Source organism: Corallococcus exiguus (genome assembly GCF_009909105.1).
GTDB classification, from domain to species: Bacteria; Myxococcota; Myxococcia; order Myxococcales; family Myxococcaceae; genus Corallococcus; species Corallococcus exiguus.
The window spans coordinates 575,135-590,806 of the sequence record NZ_JAAAPK010000002.1 but is presented as its reverse complement, the minus strand read 5'-3'; the positions used below and the strand labels follow the sequence as shown (position 1 = coordinate 590,806).

Annotated in this window: 12 protein-coding genes; 6 read left to right on the top strand and 6 right to left on the bottom strand. The window is 68.5% G+C overall.

The genetic code is table 11. The features are described from left to right. The first annotated feature begins 196 nt into the window (after positions 1-196). Positions 197-1,630 carry a M28 family metallopeptidase gene (locus tag GTZ93_RS08895; RefSeq protein WP_139915107.1) on the top strand — a complete coding sequence of 478 codons (1,434 nt, stop codon included), beginning with the start codon at positions 197-199 and terminating at the stop codon, positions 1,628-1,630. 68 nt (positions 1,631-1,698) lie between these two features. On the opposite strand, the gene GTZ93_RS08890 is transcribed toward GTZ93_RS08895, so the two are convergent. Then, on the bottom strand, positions 1,699-2,583 hold the full coding sequence (locus tag GTZ93_RS08890; protein WP_139915108.1) for a fatty acid desaturase family protein: 885 nt from the start codon (positions 2,581-2,583) through the stop codon (positions 1,699-1,701). A 218-nt stretch (positions 2,584-2,801) separates the two neighbouring features. Between GTZ93_RS08890 and GTZ93_RS08885 the strand changes: the two genes are divergently transcribed. The 3 genes from GTZ93_RS08885 (at position 2,802) to GTZ93_RS08875 (ending at position 5,295) form a co-directional block, all read left to right on the top strand. Further along, positions 2,802-3,464 carry a TenA family transcriptional regulator gene (locus GTZ93_RS08885; RefSeq protein WP_120580636.1) on the top strand — a complete coding sequence of 221 codons (663 nt, stop codon included), beginning with the start codon at positions 2,802-2,804 and terminating at the stop codon, positions 3,462-3,464. A gap of 177 nt (positions 3,465-3,641) precedes the next feature. Next, positions 3,642-4,268, top strand: a complete 627-nt coding sequence (locus GTZ93_RS08880; protein WP_120580635.1) for a DUF47 domain-containing protein — start codon at positions 3,642-3,644, stop codon at positions 4,266-4,268. 1 nt (position 4,269) lies between these two features. Continuing rightward, the gene (locus GTZ93_RS08875; RefSeq protein WP_139921637.1) at positions 4,270-5,295 is read left to right on the top strand and encodes an inorganic phosphate transporter; all 1,026 of its coding nucleotides are present in this window, start codon (positions 4,270-4,272) and stop codon (positions 5,293-5,295) included. Between the two features lie 54 nt (positions 5,296-5,349). Here GTZ93_RS08875 and GTZ93_RS08870 read toward each other — a convergent pair whose 3' ends face one another. Then, positions 5,350-7,137: a hypothetical protein gene (locus GTZ93_RS08870; protein ID WP_139921636.1), complete on the bottom strand. Its 1,788-nt coding sequence runs from the start codon at positions 7,135-7,137 to the stop codon at positions 5,350-5,352. A 221-nt stretch (positions 7,138-7,358) separates the two neighbouring features. On the opposite strand from GTZ93_RS08870, the gene GTZ93_RS08865 reads away from it, so the two are divergent. Continuing rightward, entirely contained in the window at positions 7,359-8,774 is a 1,416-nt protein-coding gene (locus GTZ93_RS08865; protein WP_120580638.1) for a B12-binding domain-containing radical SAM protein, read from the top strand. Here GTZ93_RS08865 and GTZ93_RS08860 read toward each other — a convergent pair. From GTZ93_RS08860 to GTZ93_RS08845, 4 genes are all read right to left on the bottom strand, one after another. Next, positions 8,752-9,582: an acyl-CoA desaturase gene (locus GTZ93_RS08860; RefSeq protein ID WP_139921633.1), complete on the bottom strand. Its 831-nt coding sequence runs from the start codon at positions 9,580-9,582 to the stop codon at positions 8,752-8,754. The genes GTZ93_RS08865 and GTZ93_RS08860 overlap by 23 nt on opposite strands. Positions 9,583-9,676: 94 nt before the next feature. Further along, a complete protein-coding gene (locus GTZ93_RS08855) occupies positions 9,677-13,963 on the bottom strand; it encodes an AAA family ATPase (RefSeq protein ID WP_139921630.1) in 4,287 nt (1,428 codons plus the stop codon). Positions 13,964-13,981: 18 nt separating this feature from the next. Beyond that, positions 13,982-14,383: a hypothetical protein gene (locus GTZ93_RS08850; protein WP_120580637.1), complete on the bottom strand. Its 402-nt coding sequence runs from the start codon at positions 14,381-14,383 to the stop codon at positions 13,982-13,984. Positions 14,384-14,517: 134 nt separating this feature from the next. Further along, a complete protein-coding gene (locus GTZ93_RS08845; protein ID WP_161662733.1) occupies positions 14,518-15,048 on the bottom strand; it encodes an SLOG cluster 4 domain-containing protein in 531 nt (176 codons plus the stop codon). 242 nt (positions 15,049-15,290) lie between these two features. Here GTZ93_RS08845 and GTZ93_RS08840 point away from each other — a divergent pair, with 242 nt between their 5' ends. Next, the gene (locus GTZ93_RS08840) at positions 15,291-15,596 is read left to right on the top strand and encodes a hypothetical protein (protein ID WP_120581708.1); all 306 of its coding nucleotides are present in this window, start codon (positions 15,291-15,293) and stop codon (positions 15,594-15,596) included. Positions 15,597-15,672: the final 76 nt, after the last annotated feature.

Sequence of the window (15,672 nt, the reverse complement as noted above, 5' to 3'; positions counted from 1 at the left end):
TGTCACATGAAACACGCGATTTGTAGCAGGTCCGGTCTCACCCGGAGCGTCAGGACCCCTTACTCGCGGGCGGGATCCTGAAACGGGGATTCAAGGGATGAGCCGGACGCGGACGGAACTTTGCCGTGGCGCACAACTCCCCAGGGGGTTCGGCGGATAATCTGGGGAGCGCGGTTCCTCCCCCGGACTCCCCACCATGGCCTCGAAGATCAACGACAGCTCGCGTCCCCTCACCTCCGTCTCGCGGCTGTCCTCGCAGGACGCCCGGACGACGGATGCGAAGTCCCGGAACCGCCCTCTCGCGTTCAAGGACGGCTTCGAGTCCTCCGGCAGCACGCGCCCCGCGCCCGGCCAGCTGCCGCGGCTGCCCGCGCCGCCTCCGATCCTGGGGCTGCCCGCGCCCACCACCCCGACGCCCGCTCCGACGACGCCGGTGCCTCCGGAGGCGCCCACCGAGCCGCCCGTTTCGGTCGACTCGGATCCGATGACGCACATCGAGTACCTGGCCTCGGACGCGCTGCAGGGACGTGACAGCCCCTCCGCGGGCCTGGATGCCGCTTCCGTCTACGTGCAGGCCCACGCGGAGAAGTACGGGCTCGTGGGGCCCAACATCAACAACCCGGAGAACCCCTTCCAGCAGAAGTTCAACGTCTACTCGTGGCTGGGCGCGGACAAGGCGGGCGAGGCGGCGGGCGCGGCGCACGCAGGGCATGCCGAGCACAAGCAGTTCGGCCACACGATGTTCCAGGAGGGCTTCTACCTGGACGAGAAGATGCCCAAGGACACGCTGAAGAAGCTCAACCAGCAGTACGAGCAGACGATGAAGGCGGCGGGCCAGTCGGTGGTGCCGGCGCGCGCGGGCAAGCAGCGCAGCGTGGAGGAGCTCAAGCAGGTGGCCGCCGCCACGGGCCAGGCGGTGAACACCATGGCCATGCTGCCCGGCACCGGCCCCCACAAGGACGAGGTCATCGTGGTGATGGCCCACCTGGACCACGTGGGCGTGGACCGCAAGGGCAACCCGTACAACGGCGCGGACGACAACGCGTCCGGCAGCGCGGTGCTGATGGCGGCGGTGCCGGAGCTGGCGGAGGCCGCGAAGAACGGCAAGCTGGACCGCTCCGTGCTCTTCATCTGGACGGGCGCGGAGGAGAAGGGCCTGGTGGGCTCGCAGTACTTCGTGGACCACCCCATCCCCGGCCTGGAGCTGAAGAACATCGCCGGCGTCATCAACACGGACATGGTGGGCCGTTGGGATGATCAGCGCCTGTCCGTGGTGGACACCAACACCAAGGGCCAGCCCAACTACTTCCGTGACGTGGTGGACCAGGCGAACCAGCAGCTGGCGGATCCGTTCGACCGCATCAACCGCGACATCAACGTCTACCGCGACCGGCAGGACGGCGCGTCCTTCGGGCGCAAGGGCGAGGACGTGCTCTTCCTCTTCGAGGGCCTGTCCAACCCCGAGGGCGGCGGCGACCTCATCCCGGAGTACCACCGGCAGGATGACGACATCGACAAGATCATCGAGGACAACGGCGGCAACAAGCCCCGCCGCGTGAAGGACCTGCTCCTCAACGTCATCAACATCGCGGCGAACCGCACGACGGAGCCGCAGCAGCAGCCGAAGTAGCTGACCGCGGCACCCTCCGCCGGAAGGAGCACTTCCGGCGGGAGCATCCAGCGGGGACAGCGGGACCGCTAGGCGGCCAGCTTCTCCCCGCTGCCTTCCACGGGCCTGCCGGAGAGCGCGGCGACCTCGTGCTCGCTCAGCACGAGCTTCTCTTCAGAGCCGCTCCAGACGAACGGGATGCCCGGCTGGCGGTACAGGTTCGCGGGGATCTCCTGCGCCAGCTGCGCGTGCAGCTCCGGCAGCTTGGACCAGTGCAGACCGTGCCGCGTGTGATGCGCGGTGTGGTAGCCCAGGTTGCCCGTCATCAGGTTGTAGCCCTTGTGGAGGATGTTGTACGAGGCCTCCGAGTGGTTGGCCGTCTCCAGGCCCACGTGGTGGAAGTACGTGGCCCAGGTCGTCACGTAGAGCGACGCCATCATGGGCAAGAGGAACACGAAGAGCGCGTTGTAGGGGTTCACCCAGAACAGGCCCGCCAGCAGCACCACCTGGAGCGCGGCCATCCACACGAACACGCGCAGCGCCTTGGGGTGATGCTTCTTCCCCACGTGGAACGCGCGCGAGTACGCGGTCAGCGCCGTGCTCAGCGAGTACTCCACCTCCCCCATCGTCGAGCCGTCATCCCGCTTCCAGCGCGACTCGTCCTGCGTCTGGTCCAGGTAGTTCTTGTGGTGGCCCAGCACGTGGTGGAGGAACCACGCCTGCGACGTCACGCCCGTCTGGAAGCCGAAGACGATCTCCAACAGGCGGTTGGGCAGCGCGTGCTTGAAGAAGGACAGGTGCTGGTGGTGGTGGTTCCACGAGCAGATCCATCCCTTGGGGATGATGCCCAGCCCGAACCACAGCACCGGGATCCACCAACTCTGAGCCGTGAGGAACACCGTCACGTCGAGCGCGAACACGCCAAGGAACATCAGGACCGGGATGCGATCTTCAGGGTGCCGGAACAGGGTCATGGGCTTCCGAGACAAGTGGGCCGGGGAAAAAATGCCGCTTTTCCAACTGTAGGCTGCATTCCCCACCCCGAACAGCCCGCCCTTGTCCGCCTGTACGTTCCACACTGGCGGTAAACCACGTAGTCACGTTGTACTTGTATTTCCACATTTCCAAGAATCACAGTCCTGCTTTGTGATAAACGCCGACCCAGCCCTTTTGGACCACCCTGGAGGCGGCAATGCGGAACCAGACCATCGAGGCGGCACTGGCGAAGAATCCCCACCGTGAGCAGCTGATCAAGCACCGGTTCTTCGAAGTGGTGGATGAGAAGGCCTTCAGCCGCGATCAGGCGGAGCTGGTGCTGGGTCAGTGGTGGCACCCCCTGCACTATTTCCCCACCTTCCTGGGCAAGCTGATCGCCGTCTGCCCGCAGATGGAGATGAAGACGGCAGTGACGCACATCCTCAACCAGGAGGTGGGCGAGGGAGACCCGGCGCGCGCCCACGAGCGCTTCTTCATCCAGACGATGACGGACGCGGGCTTCACCCAGGCGGGCGTGTCCGAGGCGGACATGACGCCCGCGACGCGCCGGCTCATCGACGGTTACCAGCGCTCCACGGACAGCCACCTCACCGGCCTGGGCTTCCTCTACGGCACGGAGGTGGCGGACCTCACCATGGTGGCCAAGCTGGGCAAGCTGGTGCGCCGCACCACGGGCCTCAAGTCCCTGCCCTGGGTGGACATCCACGTGAAGCAGGAGCCGGACCACGTGGAGACGGCCGGCCACACGATGGGGCTCGCGTACACGGACGAGGAGCTGGCCACCATCACCCGCGGTGCCGAGGAGATGTGGCAACTGTGGGTGGGATTCTTCGAGGAGCTGCGCAACCGCGTCGTCTGAGCGGCGGCCTGCGTCAAGCGCAACCCCTTGGAATCCGTGCGTTTTCGCACGGAACACTGGCGAATCTCTCCAGGTAGGGTAGTCACTCCCGCGTCACGGGAGTGTCACCCCCTAGAGGCGCCACCACCCTCCCGCGGCTGACAGCTCCTGTCCCTCCAGGCGCCGAGGGAGATCCCCATGCTCGAAAAGCTGATGCCGAAGTCGGACGAGTTCTTCGACGACTTCGACGCGCAATGCGCCAGAACTGTCGAGGGAGCAAAGCTCCTACACGAGCTCCTGAGCGACTTCCGGGACGTGCCCACGCGCGTCCAGGCCCTCAAGGACGTGGAGCACAAGGGCGACGAGGTCACCCACACGGCCTTCAACCGCCTCCACCAGCAGTTCATCACCCCGTTCGACCGGGGGCAGATCCACACGCTGCTGTCGCGCATCGACGACGTGCTGGACCTGACCAACGCGGCGGCGGCGCGCCTGCTGTACTACGAGATCGAATCCACCCGGGCGGACGCCACGGAGCTGGCGCGGCTGCTGGTGCTCTCCACGCTGAAGGTGCAGGAGGTCGTCGCGGCGCTGCGGCTCATCAAGAAGCCGGAGCAGATCCTCGCGGGCTGCAAGGAGATCAAGCACCTGGAGTCCCAGGCGGACGAGGCGCTGCGCGCGGGCATGGGCCGGCTGTTCAAGAGCGGCGTGGATACCCTGACCATCATCAAGTGGAAGGAGATCTACGACCTCATCGAGACGGCCACGGACAAGTGCCAGGGCGTGGCCAACGTCATCGAGGGCGTCGTGCTGGAGCACAGCTGAGATGCTGCTCGCAGCGGTCGTCGCCATCGTCATCGTCGCGCTCATCTTCGACTTCATCAACGGCTTCCACGACGCGGCGAACTCCATCGCCACCGTGGTGTCCACGCGCGTGCTGTCGCCGAACCTGGCTGTCGCCTGGGCCGCGTTCTTCAACTTCATCGCGGCCTTCGCGGGCGGCGTGCACGTGGCCAACACCATGGGCAAGGGCATCATCAACTTCGAGATGCTCCGCGCCGCCGGCCCCACCGCGGTGCTGATGGTCATCTTCTCGTCGCTGATGGGCGCCATCGTCTGGAACCTGCTCACCTGGTGGTGGGGGCTGCCCTCGTCGTCGTCGCACGCGCTGGCGGGCGGGATGATTGGCGCCACCCTGCCCGTGCTGGGCTTCGAGGGCCTGGTGGGCAGCGGCATCGCGCGCATCGCGGCCTTCATCGTGCTGTCGCCGCTCATCGGCATGACGCTGGGCATCGGGATGATGCTGGCCAGCACCTGGGCGGTGCACCGTCAGACGCCGCTGCGCGTGGACACCTGGTTCCGCCGGCTGCAGCTGGTGTCGTCCGCCATCTTCTCCTTCAGCCACGGCACCAACGACGCGCAGAAGGTCATGGGCATCATCGCGGTGGTGCTCTTCGGCACCATCTGGCGCGACCGCCCGTTCCACATCGACTGGTGGATGATCATCTCCTGCCACGCCGCCATCGCGATGGGCACGTTCTTCGGCGGCTGGCGCATCATCCGCACCATGGGCCACAGCCTCACGAAGCTGGCGCCCATTGGCGGCTTCAGCGCGGAGACGGGCGGCGGCGTCACCATCATCGCGCTGGCGGAGCTGGGCATCCCCGTCTCCACCACGCACACCATCACCGGCGCCATCGTCGGCGTGGGTTCCACGCGCGGCTGGCGGGCCGTGAAGTGGGGCACCGCCGGCCGCATCATCTGGGCGTGGGTGTTCACCATCCCCGCGGCCGCGCTGGTGTCCGTCATCGTCTACGGAATCACGCTGGCCGTGGTTCGGATGGTGGGCTGAAGAAAGCCCGGGCGCGGGGGAGCAGTCCCCCGCGCCACCTGCTGCTGCCCTGCCCTACTGCACGACCCGGACGTTGAGGGACGACGACGGTCCACCCACGGCCGGCGGCACCCAGGGCACCACCTTCTTGTTCTGCCACTGGACCAGCTTCAGCGACGGGTCCTCGAGCGGCACATCGAAGGTGTAGGAGATGCGCGTGGGTCCCTCCGCGTCCGCCTCCTCGATGCGCACCATCATGCCCTTCATGTCGAACTCGTCGCCCTTGTGCACCGGGTGGCGCGCGGCGCGGTGGATGCGCTCCTCCACGGAGTCCAGGAAGTGGCCGCCCTTGGTGAGCTCCAGCTCCACCGAGTTGGGGCCGGTGCGCGTCACCTTCTGCTCATAGAGCGAATAGGACAGCACCCACCAGGCCTTCGGCAGCGGATTGCCCGAGGACCACCAGCGCACGGAGCCGTAGATGCCGATGATGCCGTTGGGGGCGTTGAGCACCACCACGCGCTGATTGGAGAGCTTCGTCTGGTCAAACGCCTCCTCGTAGCGCGCCTGCACGCGGCCCATGAGCGCGTCCGCCTGGGAGTACTGCTCCATGGTCTGCCACCAGAGGTACGGCGAGCCCACGACGTGGATGAGCGCCATCAGCGCCGCGCCGGCCAGCACCGCGCCCGCGCGGAACGTCTTCGCCCGCCCCTTCCACGCGTGGCGCAGCACCACGGCCAGGCCCACCGCCATGCCCAGGCTGGGCACGATGAGCGTGCGCGAGCCGGCGAAGGCGGAGTTGGACATCCACGTGGCCACGAACGCGCCCGTCAGCATCCAGCCCACCGTGCGGCGCTCCGCGGACTCCAGCCGGGGCCACACGCCCCACACCAGCAGCGCGAACAGCGTGAAACCCACCGCGCCCAGGAGGGTGAAGAGGGGCACCAGGGACTGGTCGAAGATGAAGTCCGGAGGCGCGTTCAGCGTCAGGCCCGCGATGGCGGCCGGGACGCGCCCGAGCATCGCCTGGAACCACGCCACGGGCGTGCCCAGGGCGTCCAGGTACATGTCCGAGCCGCCCGCGCCGTAGCCCATGGCCCGGTACGCCGCGAAGTAGATGGCCATCAGCACGCCGAAGGGGATGAGCCCCTTGAGCTTGTCCTTCGCCTGCCCCGGGCCGGAGAAGGCCTCGTAGGCCAGCACGTACGGGCTGAGGATGACCATCGTCTCGCCGCACAGGAGCGCCAGCGCGAAGGACACCAGCGCGCCCACCAGGGTGCTCGTGCGCTTCTCCTCCCGCCACTTCACGTGGAGGAAGATGCCGAGGACGCCGAAGAGCAGCGACATCACCACGCTGCGGTAGGACAGCCAGCCCAGCACCGCCGCGTGCGAGCCCCAGATGGCGAAGAGGAACATCGCCACGCCCGCCACCGCCGTGGGCAGCACGCGCTTGAGCAGCACGCCCGCCAGCACCACCAGGCCCACGTACCAGAGCAACGAGTGGAACTGGTAGGCCACCGCCACGCGGTTGTAGAGCACGTGGTCCAGTCCGTAGAGCAGGCTGCCCAGGGGCCGGAAGAACGCGACGCGCACGGTGGGCTCCACCCACCACGGGAAGACGCCCACCTGCGCCAGGTGCAGCGTGTGCTCCGGGATGCCCGTGGCCGTGCGGTACACGTCCAGGGGCGTGTTCCCCAGCGGCGCGGGCGGCGGAATGTTGTCCCAGACGCCCAGCCAGATGAAGTCATCCGGCATGAATCCCGAGCGCAACGCGAGCGAGCCCAGCGCCACCGCGAACACGATGGAAATCCAGAAGTAGCGCTTAAACGGCCAACCCGGGGCGGCTGGCGAAGGAGAAGTATCCATGTTTCAAAGATCTATCAGCACGGCCCCCACACGAGATAGGTCCTCCTGGGTCGTCCGCTGCCACCGGAAACACGCGGAGTGCGGCGCGTGCGATGGAGATCCTTTGCCACCGCCCGGACTCCGGGTGATCCTCCGCCGACGAAGGGGGACGCGGTCCGGCAGGTGAAAACACGAATGCGAGCGCGCCTCGTTTCGTCCGCGCCGCCGCCGGGCCCGCACGCATGCGCATCGCCATCATCGCCACGTACACCCATCCGACCCGGCTGCGAATCAAGGAACCCTCCATCATGCAGTCCTCCGTGCCGGAGCTCATCGCGGGCCTGTGCCCGGAGCACGCGGAGGTGGAGATCTTCAACGAGAAGGAGGCGGAGCTGCCGTTGGACCGGCACTGGGACCTCGTCTTCTTCTCGTACCTGCACTCGTACTACGAGCACACCAAGGTCCTCTCCACCCTCTTCCGTCAGCGCGGCATGACGACGGTGGCGGGAGGCCGGCACGCGGGCCACTTCCCCGACGACGCGGCCAAGTACTTCGACGCGGTCATCACCGGGGAGCCGGAGTCCAACGTGCCCGCGCTCATCGCGGACTTCGAGAAGGGCGAGCTGAAGCCCCGCTACAGCCTGCCGTCGCAGGGCGCCGCCGCCATCCGGCCGTACCGCTACGAGCTCATCGACTTCACGCACAACAAGGTGCGCCTGCCGGGCATCGAGGCGTCGCGCGGATGCCCCTTCACGTGCAACTTCTGCGTGCTCACCGGCCACGAGCGCTATCGCTTCCGGCCCATCCCGGAGGTCATCGACGAAATCCAGACGCGCATGCGCTGGAACCCGAACTTCCTGGGGCTGATGGGGGACGCGTTCGTCTTCCTGGACAACAACCTGGGCGGCTCGCCCAAGTACCTGCGCGCGCTGTGTGAAGCGCTCATCCCCCTGAAGAAGACGTGGGGCTGCGCGCTCACCTTCAACGTGCTCAAGGACGACTCGCTGGTGAAGCTGATGGCGAAGGCGGGCTGCCGCTACGTCTACACCGGCCTGGAGTCGCTCAACCCGGAGTCGCTCAAGGCAATGAACAAGGGCCAGAACAAGCTGTCGGAGGTGGACGCCGTCATCCGCCGCGTCTTCTCCGCCGGCATCCTGCTGTCCTTCGGGCTCATCGTCGGCTCGGACGGAGACACCAACGAGTACCTGCACCGGCTGCCGGACTACCTGGCGGACCTGAAGTACTTCTCCGTCACGTTCCTGGGCATCGTGTGCCCGTATCCGGAGACGCCCTTCTTCCGCGAGCTCAAGGCCGAGGACCGGCTGCTGCCCGGCACCACCAGCCGCGACTACGACGGCTACACGCTGTGCCACCGGCCCAAGCAGATGCACGCGTCGGAGGTGGTGGAGCACTTCCAGCGGCTGTGCCACACGCTGGGCAGCCTGCCCAACATCGCGCGGCACTACGCGTCCAAGCTGATGATGAGCGACCTGCCCCGCTACAAGCAGACCATCCTCTTCTCCGGGCCGGAGATCGTCAGCATCCGCAACCCGGTGAAGAACAAGGAGCGCCGCTACATCGCGGGGCTGGACGCCATCGAGGCGTGGGACGCGGAGCGGATGCCCGCGCTGGGCCTCACGCCGCAGGTCCTGACCTGAGCCGGGACGGCAGGCGCACGTCCCACGCCAGCCCCAGGGCCTGGAGCGCTCGGATGAAGAGCCAACCCGGGTCCCACTGCCACCACACCCAACCGTGCCGCGCGGACGCGGGGAAGGCGTGGTGGTTGTTGTGCCAGCCCTCGCCCAGCGCGAGCACGCTCACCCACCACACGTTGCGGCTGTGGTCGCGCGTGTCGTGGACGCGCTCGCCGAACGCCGCGTGGCACACGGAGTTCACCGCGTAGGTGCTCTGCATCCAGCACACCACGGGCAGGAAGAAGTACGCGGGCACCGTGCGCCAGCCGAACGTCAGCCCCACGAAGAGCACCCCCAGCACCTGCGGCGCGATGCGGTAGCGCAAGAGCCAGTGGTAGTAGCCGTCGTCCGCCATGTCGCGGCACCAGGTGCGCCAGCCGTCCTCCTCCGTGGAGGACTCGTTGAGGATCCACCCCATGTGCGCGTACCAGAAGCCGCGCAGCGGTGAGTGCACGTCCCCGTCCACGTCCGCCTTCGCGTGATGCAGCCGGTGGTTCGCGGCCCACAGGAGCGGACTGCCCTGCGCGGTGAGCATGGCCACCGACACCAGCGCGTACTCCACCCAGCGGGGGCACGCGAAGGCGCGGTGGCACAGGAGCCGGTGCAGCCCCACCGTCGTGCCCAGGCCAATGGACACGTACACGGCCAGCGCCACCGGCAGCGCGTACGGCGGCCAGGGCAGGAAGAACGCCAGCGCGGCCAGCCCGTGGACCACGAGCATGTAGATGACGATGACGGGACTGAGCTGGAAGCGAAGCGGCGCGGTGATCATGGCCCGGTGCGTGAGGTCGAAGGAGAAGCACGCAGTCTAGGGGCCCCGCCTGACGGGACAAGGAATGCGTCAGGCGCGTCACATCACGCGAGCGTCACGGGACCTTGAGGCCTGGGGAGCAACAAGCGCCTCCACCGGCGGGGCCTGGAGGGTGGCCCTGGAAGCGGTCCATGCGGCGCAGCTCCGCGCGGGCCTCCACCTCCGTGAAGATGGCGCGCGCTCGGGCGAGGAACTCCTCGCGCCGGTTCGGCAGCGCCACCGCCGCGTCGAAGTAGGCCACGCCCGTCTCCCAGCGGTTGGGGCTCTTCTCCAGGACGGCGATGGCCTCCAGGAACACGGGCTCCGCGGCCTTGGGTCCCTTGCGCAGGGCCAGCGAGCGCGCTGTCACGCGCAGCGCCGGACCCTTCAGGTACGGATAGAGCCTCGCGATGACGCGCGCCTTGAGGCAGGACAGCCGCACGACCTTCAGCAGCTTCTTGCGCGGCACCACCGTGGCGCCCTCCTCCAGCGCGAAGAGGGCCGCCTCCGCCGCGTCCACCAGCCCCACCTGGAGGAAGGGCACCAGCACCTGATAGCTCCAGATGCTCTCGAAGCAGCGCACCGCGACGAGCGCCGCCTCCTCCACCTGGTGCTCGCGCACCGTGACGTTGGCCAGGTGGTTCAAGCTGGCGCACTGGTTGGCCAGGTCCGCCACCTCTTCGCTGATGCGCAGGCCCTGCTCCAGCTCCGCGCACAATTCGCCCACGTCACCTTCGCCCAACAGGTAGCGGCACATGGGCGCCCACGAGTGCGCCCAGCCCTGGTGCATCAGCGCGTTGAGCTCCACGCCAATGGTCCCCATCTGCTCGTAGAGCGCCACCGCCGTGCGGAAGCGCGAGTGGAGGAACTCGCCCGTGGCCTGCATCATCAGCGACGTCTGGCGCTCCCAGCGCTCGCCCACCTGGCGCAGCGTGGAGACGGCCTCCTCCTGGAATTCGCGCGCGCGCTCCAGCTCGTTGGCGAAGAAGGCCTGGATGCCCAGGCGGCTGAGCGCGAGCCCCTCCGCCACCGGGTCCTTGGAGCGGCGCGCGTACTCCAGCGCCTTCTCACAGTGGTAGCGCGAGCGCTTGAGCAGCCCCGCTCCGAACAAGAGCGTGCCGTAGTAACCGCGCGCCATGCTCATGGCGTAGTCGTTGCGCGAGCGCTCCGCCATGTTGGTGGACACCAGCGTCGCCCAGGTGAGCTTGGTGATGTCCGCGAAGTAGTAGATGCGGATGAGCGAGTTGAGCGTGGACAGCTGCTGCAGGTAGTTGCCCAGCCTCGCCGCCGGCAGCGGACGCAAGATGAAGGGCAGCAGCGTCGCGAGCCCCCGGAGCACCAGGTTCGCCAGCGTGCGCAGGCCCAGCGCGGCCAGACTCCCGGGGAGGCTGCGGCCCCTCAGCACCAGCGACTTCTCCAGGTGCTGCGTGGCGAGCGCGGACTCGCCCTTCTCCTGGTGCGCGCGGCCCAGGCCCAGGTGCAGCTCCGCCTGGCGAGGGGGCTCCTCCTCGTCCACCAGGCACTGCTCGAACATCAGGATGGCGTTGGCGTAGTGGCCCGCCTGGAGCAGCGTCTCCGCCAGCTCCTGCATCACCCGGCGCGTCTGGAGCAGCGTCACCTCCGGGTCCACCGGAACGACGGTGCCGAGCAGCTCCAGTCCCCGGTTGTAGTGGTAGAGCGCGTCGTCGTTCGCGTACTGCGCCCGCGCGCTGCGGGCCGCCATCAGCGTGTACGCCAGGCCCTTGTCCTCCACGTTCCCCGCGAGGAAGTGGAACGCGAGCAGACCCGCGGAGGCCGCGAGGTTGTCGTTGGCGCGGGCCTCCAGGTAGCGCGCGAGCCGGCGGTGCAGGTCCTCACGCGCCGACACCAGCAGCGTGTTGTAGGCCACGTCGCGGATGACGATGTGCTTGAAGAGGCAGGTGTACGGCTCCTCCGTCTCCAGCAGGATGAGGCCCAGGCGCTGGAGCGTGTCCATGGCCTCACGCAGCACGCCGTGGCCCAGGGTGGGCACCAGCGCCGCCACCGCGTCCAGCGTGAAGATGCGCCCGATGACGGACGCCACCTTCACCACCAGCTTCTCCGTCTCGCTGAGCAGGTCGATGCGCGACAGCACCACGTCCTGGATGGAGTCCGGCAGCAGCAGGTCCTGGAGGCCGCGCTTCAGCTCCATCCGCTGCGATCCGGGCTCCACCGGTCCCAGGTAGCCCTGCTCCGCCAGGCCCTCCACGATGGATTCGATGAAGAACGGGTTGCCCTGCACCTTCGCGAGCAACCGGTCCTCCAGCGCGACGTCCGGCGGCGACAGGCGCAGGTGCAAGCGCAGGAGCGCCCGCGTGTCCTCTTCGTCCAGGCTCGTCAGGTCCACCGGGACGAACTCCGGCAGGTCGCGCAGCCCGCGGAGCTGGTCGCCCGGGCGCATCGTCGCCAGCACCATGATGCGGTGCGAGCCCACGCGCACCGCCAGGTACTGGAGCAGATCCAACGAGATGTAGTCCGCCCAGTGCAGGTCCTCGAAGAAGAGCAGCAGCGGCTGCGCGCGGCTGAGCTTCTCCAGGAGCTGGAAGACGATCTGGAACACCTTCTGCTGCTTGCGCCGCGCGTCCATCCCCGCCGTGGCGGACGTCTCCTCCAGCGACATGCCGAGGATGCCCGCGACCACGGGAATCCACTCCGGCCCCACGTCCTCCAGGCCGTCCAGCCCCTGCCGCAGGCGCGTGAGCTGCGCCTCGGTGTCGTCCGAGTCGTGCAGACCGAAGGCCTGGAGCAGCACCTCCTTCCAGGGGAAGAAGGGGGTGAAGGCCTCGTAGGAGTAGCAGACGCCGTACAGCGCCCGGGCGCCGCCCTCCTCCGCGTCCTCCAGCACGCGCGCGCCCAGCCGCGACTTGCCGATGCCCGCCTCGCCGGACACCACGCTCACGCGGCCCTGGCCGGCGAAGGCCGCGTTGAGCGACGCGTGCAGCACGTTGAGCTCGCGGCTGCGGCCGATGATGTCGCCCCGGCCCTTGATGAAGAGGCTGCGGCGCGTCTCCCCCAAGAGCCGGTACACCGGCACCGAGCGCGACACGCCCTTGAGCTTCGCGTCCTCCACGAACTCCGTGGCGAAGCCGCCCTGCTGCGAGCGCGCCTGGGTGTTGGCGCACAGGTGCACGCCGTCCTGGTGTCCGCCGTGCGTCATCAGGCGCGCGGCCATGTTCACGACCTCGCCCAGCGCCGAGTAGCCCTTGCGCGTGGGCGAGCCCATGTCCCCGCAGTAGGCGTGGCCGGTGGCGATGCCGATCTGCAGCTCATCCAGGAAGGGGAACTGCGCCCGGGCCTTGAGCAGCTTGCAGGCCAGCCGGCACGCCAGCACCTCCTTGTTCTGCTGGGCGGTGGGCGCGCCGAACAGGACGTAGAGCACGTTGCCCTTGTCCGTGAAGTCCGTCATCAGCAGCACGCCGCCGTGGTGGGCGGACTCCCGCTGGACGTATTCGTAGTAGGCGTTGAGGTCGTGGGTGAACGCGTCCGGATCCGTGTCCGCCCGCGCGTGGGTGAAGCGCACGAAGAAGCAGGTGACGTCGCGGAAGTCGCCCGCGAACTCCTGGTGCGCGGTGGTGATCTTCGTGAAGAGCACCGGGTGCAGGAGCAGCGCGCACCGGCCCACCAGCTCCGCCCCACCCGTGGGCGCGGGCAGCGGGCGCTTCACCGACTCCACCGGCGCGTCGAGCGCCAGCCGGTGGTTGCCGCCCTCGCGTGGGTCGCCCCTGCGCGCGGACTCCGGCAGCGCCGCCCAGGCGCGCGGGCTGAGGACGACCTCCGACACCGTGGCCTGCTTCTCCGCGCCCACCGCCTGCGCCAGCGGCTCTCCCACGAGCGCCGGGTGCATCCACAGGCCGGTGGTGCCCATCACGATGCGCGTGGCCTCACCAAAGCCGATGCCGATGCGCGACGACACGCCGAAGCGCTGGCCCAACAGCTCCAGCCGGGCGAAGCGCGCGAGCCTGCGCTGCACGCCCAGCGCGCACACCGCCGCTCGCTGCACGACGTCCGCGTCCGCTTCCTCAGGCGCGGACTCGAAGCACGCGAGGATGGAGTCGCCGGCGAACTGGTAGATGTCCCCGCCGTGGTCGCGGACGACGTCGATCATCTCCGTGTAGTAGTTCGTCAGCAGGCGCTGGAGCGCGTCGATGCCGCGAGGGCCCGCGCCGCTCAGCCCCACCACGATGGGCGTGAAGCCCGCGATGTCCAGCAGCAAGATGGCGCCCCGCACGCCCTCCACCCGGGGCAGCGCGTCCGCATCCTGGCTCCCAAGCCGCGCGAGGATGGCCGCCGGCATGTACGGGGCCAGCATCGCGACAGCGGGATCAATGGGCTGCGTGGAGGGCATCCTTAAGGGGCTTTCCGCTCAGGACAGGTTCGCGAAGCGCAGGTACAGGGCGCCCAGGCACATGGCGCCGTAGAGGGGGATTTCCGCCGTCTCCGGCCAGGGCTGCTGCTTGCGCACCGCGCCCCAGACGTGCACCGCCGTCATCAGTCCACCGATGAGGCCGATGAGCTCGAAGATGACCAGGTGGCTCTTGGGGTCCGGGATGAACTGCACCACCGCGATGATGACGGACAGCGCCAGGCCGCCCAGGCAACGCGCGAAGTAGACCGTCAAGTCGTTGTTGCCCGTGGGCAGCTCCCACCCGAACCAACGCGCCCAGCGCAACGGGATGAACAGCAACGGCAATGCGTAGACGACCAGGAAGACCGAGGTGGAGACCGCGAGGAACCAGCTGGCCAACGGATAGTCGGGGTTGATCATGATGGCGGACGTGATGGGTGACGGACGTGCACCCGCGGCGCACACCCCTCCCCACGACGTCCATCCTAGAATCTTTTGCCACCCCGTGGGGCGGCTTCCCCTTCACCAAGGCCCTGCTTGAGCCCGCCTGCCGCCTAGCGGGTGGCGGCCAGGAGGAACTCGGCCACCCGCTCCAGGGAGGTGGTGCGCTCGGCCTCCACCGGGAAGCGCCGGAACAGCTCCGGTGGCCCGTGCAGGATGAGCGGCTTGCCATAGCGCAAGGCCAGGACGGCCTCCGCCGCGGTGCCGGCGCCCCCGGGCAGCGCGACCAGGGCATGCGGCGTCAGCACGTTGATGTGGTTGCGGCTCATGGGGTCCGTGCCCTGCTCCCCGCTGAGCGGCAGGTGGGTGTAGATGGGGATTTCGATGTCCGTGTTCGGGTAGCCGGCCCGGGGCTGGTAACGGCCGTCCGCGCCCACGGTGCCGGGGATGATGCCGATGGCCGCCCCCCGCCGCCCCTCCACCTGGACGAAGGCCCCCGCCGCCACGCTCATGACGCCGCCACCCGCGCCGGTGAGCAGGTCGAACCCGGCCTCCGCAATCCACCGCGCCAGGGGGACGACCCACTCGTCGTGGGAGTGCGCCCCGGAGCCGAACACTCCGATGATGCGGCGGTGTCTGCGCATGACTGCGTCCTCCCCGAAAAACTGGAACTACGTGAGCCCCTGTTCCATGCGAATCCCCGGCCAACGCCGCAAGGGCTCACGGACCGGCGTGCGTCCTGATTCCCGTCCACCCGTGGAAGGTGCGTGGCGCGAGCGTCGGCCAGCCGTCGCTTCCCTCCTCCCGGAGCGCCAGACGTTCCCGCACGACCCGTGATGTCGGACCCCTCCTCTACCTTCCTCGCAGGTGAGCAAGGAGGCTGCCCATGTTCGACGCCTGTGGAGGTTGTGAGCGCCGTGGCACCGCCGGAGAGGTGTTCGACTGGTGCGCGCACTGCGAATTGTCCCTGTGTCCCGAGTGCCTCGTGCGCGGCTGCTGCGGCAGCGCACCCGCGGACTCCGGGCGGGGCGCCCCCAAGGAGCTGCCCGACCCGCCACCTCCCGAGCGCGAAGTCCTCCCGGAGGACTTCGGGGGCCGGTGCTGCACGCATGCCCGCGCGGTGGCCTGCTCCTGCGCCTTCCACTGGGTCTGCACGCGCCACGGCGACCTGCACGTGGGCACCCACGACTGAGGGCGTTGACACACGGGCGGCCTGTCCACGAGGTTTCCGCCTTCTTTCAGGCATTCCCGCCCGGACACAGCACGGA

What these genes read in the sequence shown, in the direction of transcription:
- GTZ93_RS08895 (WP_139915107.1), top strand. Translation starts at nt 197, where the DNA reads ATGGCCTCGAAGATCAACGACAGCTCGCGTCCCCTCACCTCCGTCTCG.
- GTZ93_RS08890 (WP_139915108.1), bottom strand. Translation starts at nt 2,583, where the DNA reads ATGACCCTGTTCCGGCACCCTGAAGATCGCATCCCGGTCCTGATGTTC.
- GTZ93_RS08885 (WP_120580636.1), top strand. Translation starts at nt 2,802, where the DNA reads ATGCGGAACCAGACCATCGAGGCGGCACTGGCGAAGAATCCCCACCGT.
- GTZ93_RS08880 (WP_120580635.1), top strand. Translation starts at nt 3,642, where the DNA reads ATGCTCGAAAAGCTGATGCCGAAGTCGGACGAGTTCTTCGACGACTTC.
- GTZ93_RS08875 (WP_139921637.1), top strand. Translation starts at nt 4,270, where the DNA reads ATGCTGCTCGCAGCGGTCGTCGCCATCGTCATCGTCGCGCTCATCTTC.
- GTZ93_RS08870 (WP_139921636.1), bottom strand. Translation starts at nt 7,137, where the DNA reads ATGGATACTTCTCCTTCGCCAGCCGCCCCGGGTTGGCCGTTTAAGCGC.
- GTZ93_RS08865 (WP_120580638.1), top strand. Translation starts at nt 7,359, where the DNA reads ATGCGCATCGCCATCATCGCCACGTACACCCATCCGACCCGGCTGCGA.
- GTZ93_RS08860 (WP_139921633.1), bottom strand. Translation starts at nt 9,582, where the DNA reads ATGATCACCGCGCCGCTTCGCTTCCAGCTCAGTCCCGTCATCGTCATC.
- GTZ93_RS08855 (WP_139921630.1), bottom strand. Translation starts at nt 13,963, where the DNA reads ATGCCCTCCACGCAGCCCATTGATCCCGCTGTCGCGATGCTGGCCCCG.
- GTZ93_RS08850 (WP_120580637.1), bottom strand. Translation starts at nt 14,383, where the DNA reads ATGATCAACCCCGACTATCCGTTGGCCAGCTGGTTCCTCGCGGTCTCC.
- GTZ93_RS08845 (WP_161662733.1), bottom strand. Translation starts at nt 15,048, where the DNA reads ATGCGCAGACACCGCCGCATCATCGGAGTGTTCGGCTCCGGGGCGCAC.
- GTZ93_RS08840 (WP_120581708.1), top strand. Translation starts at nt 15,291, where the DNA reads ATGTTCGACGCCTGTGGAGGTTGTGAGCGCCGTGGCACCGCCGGAGAG.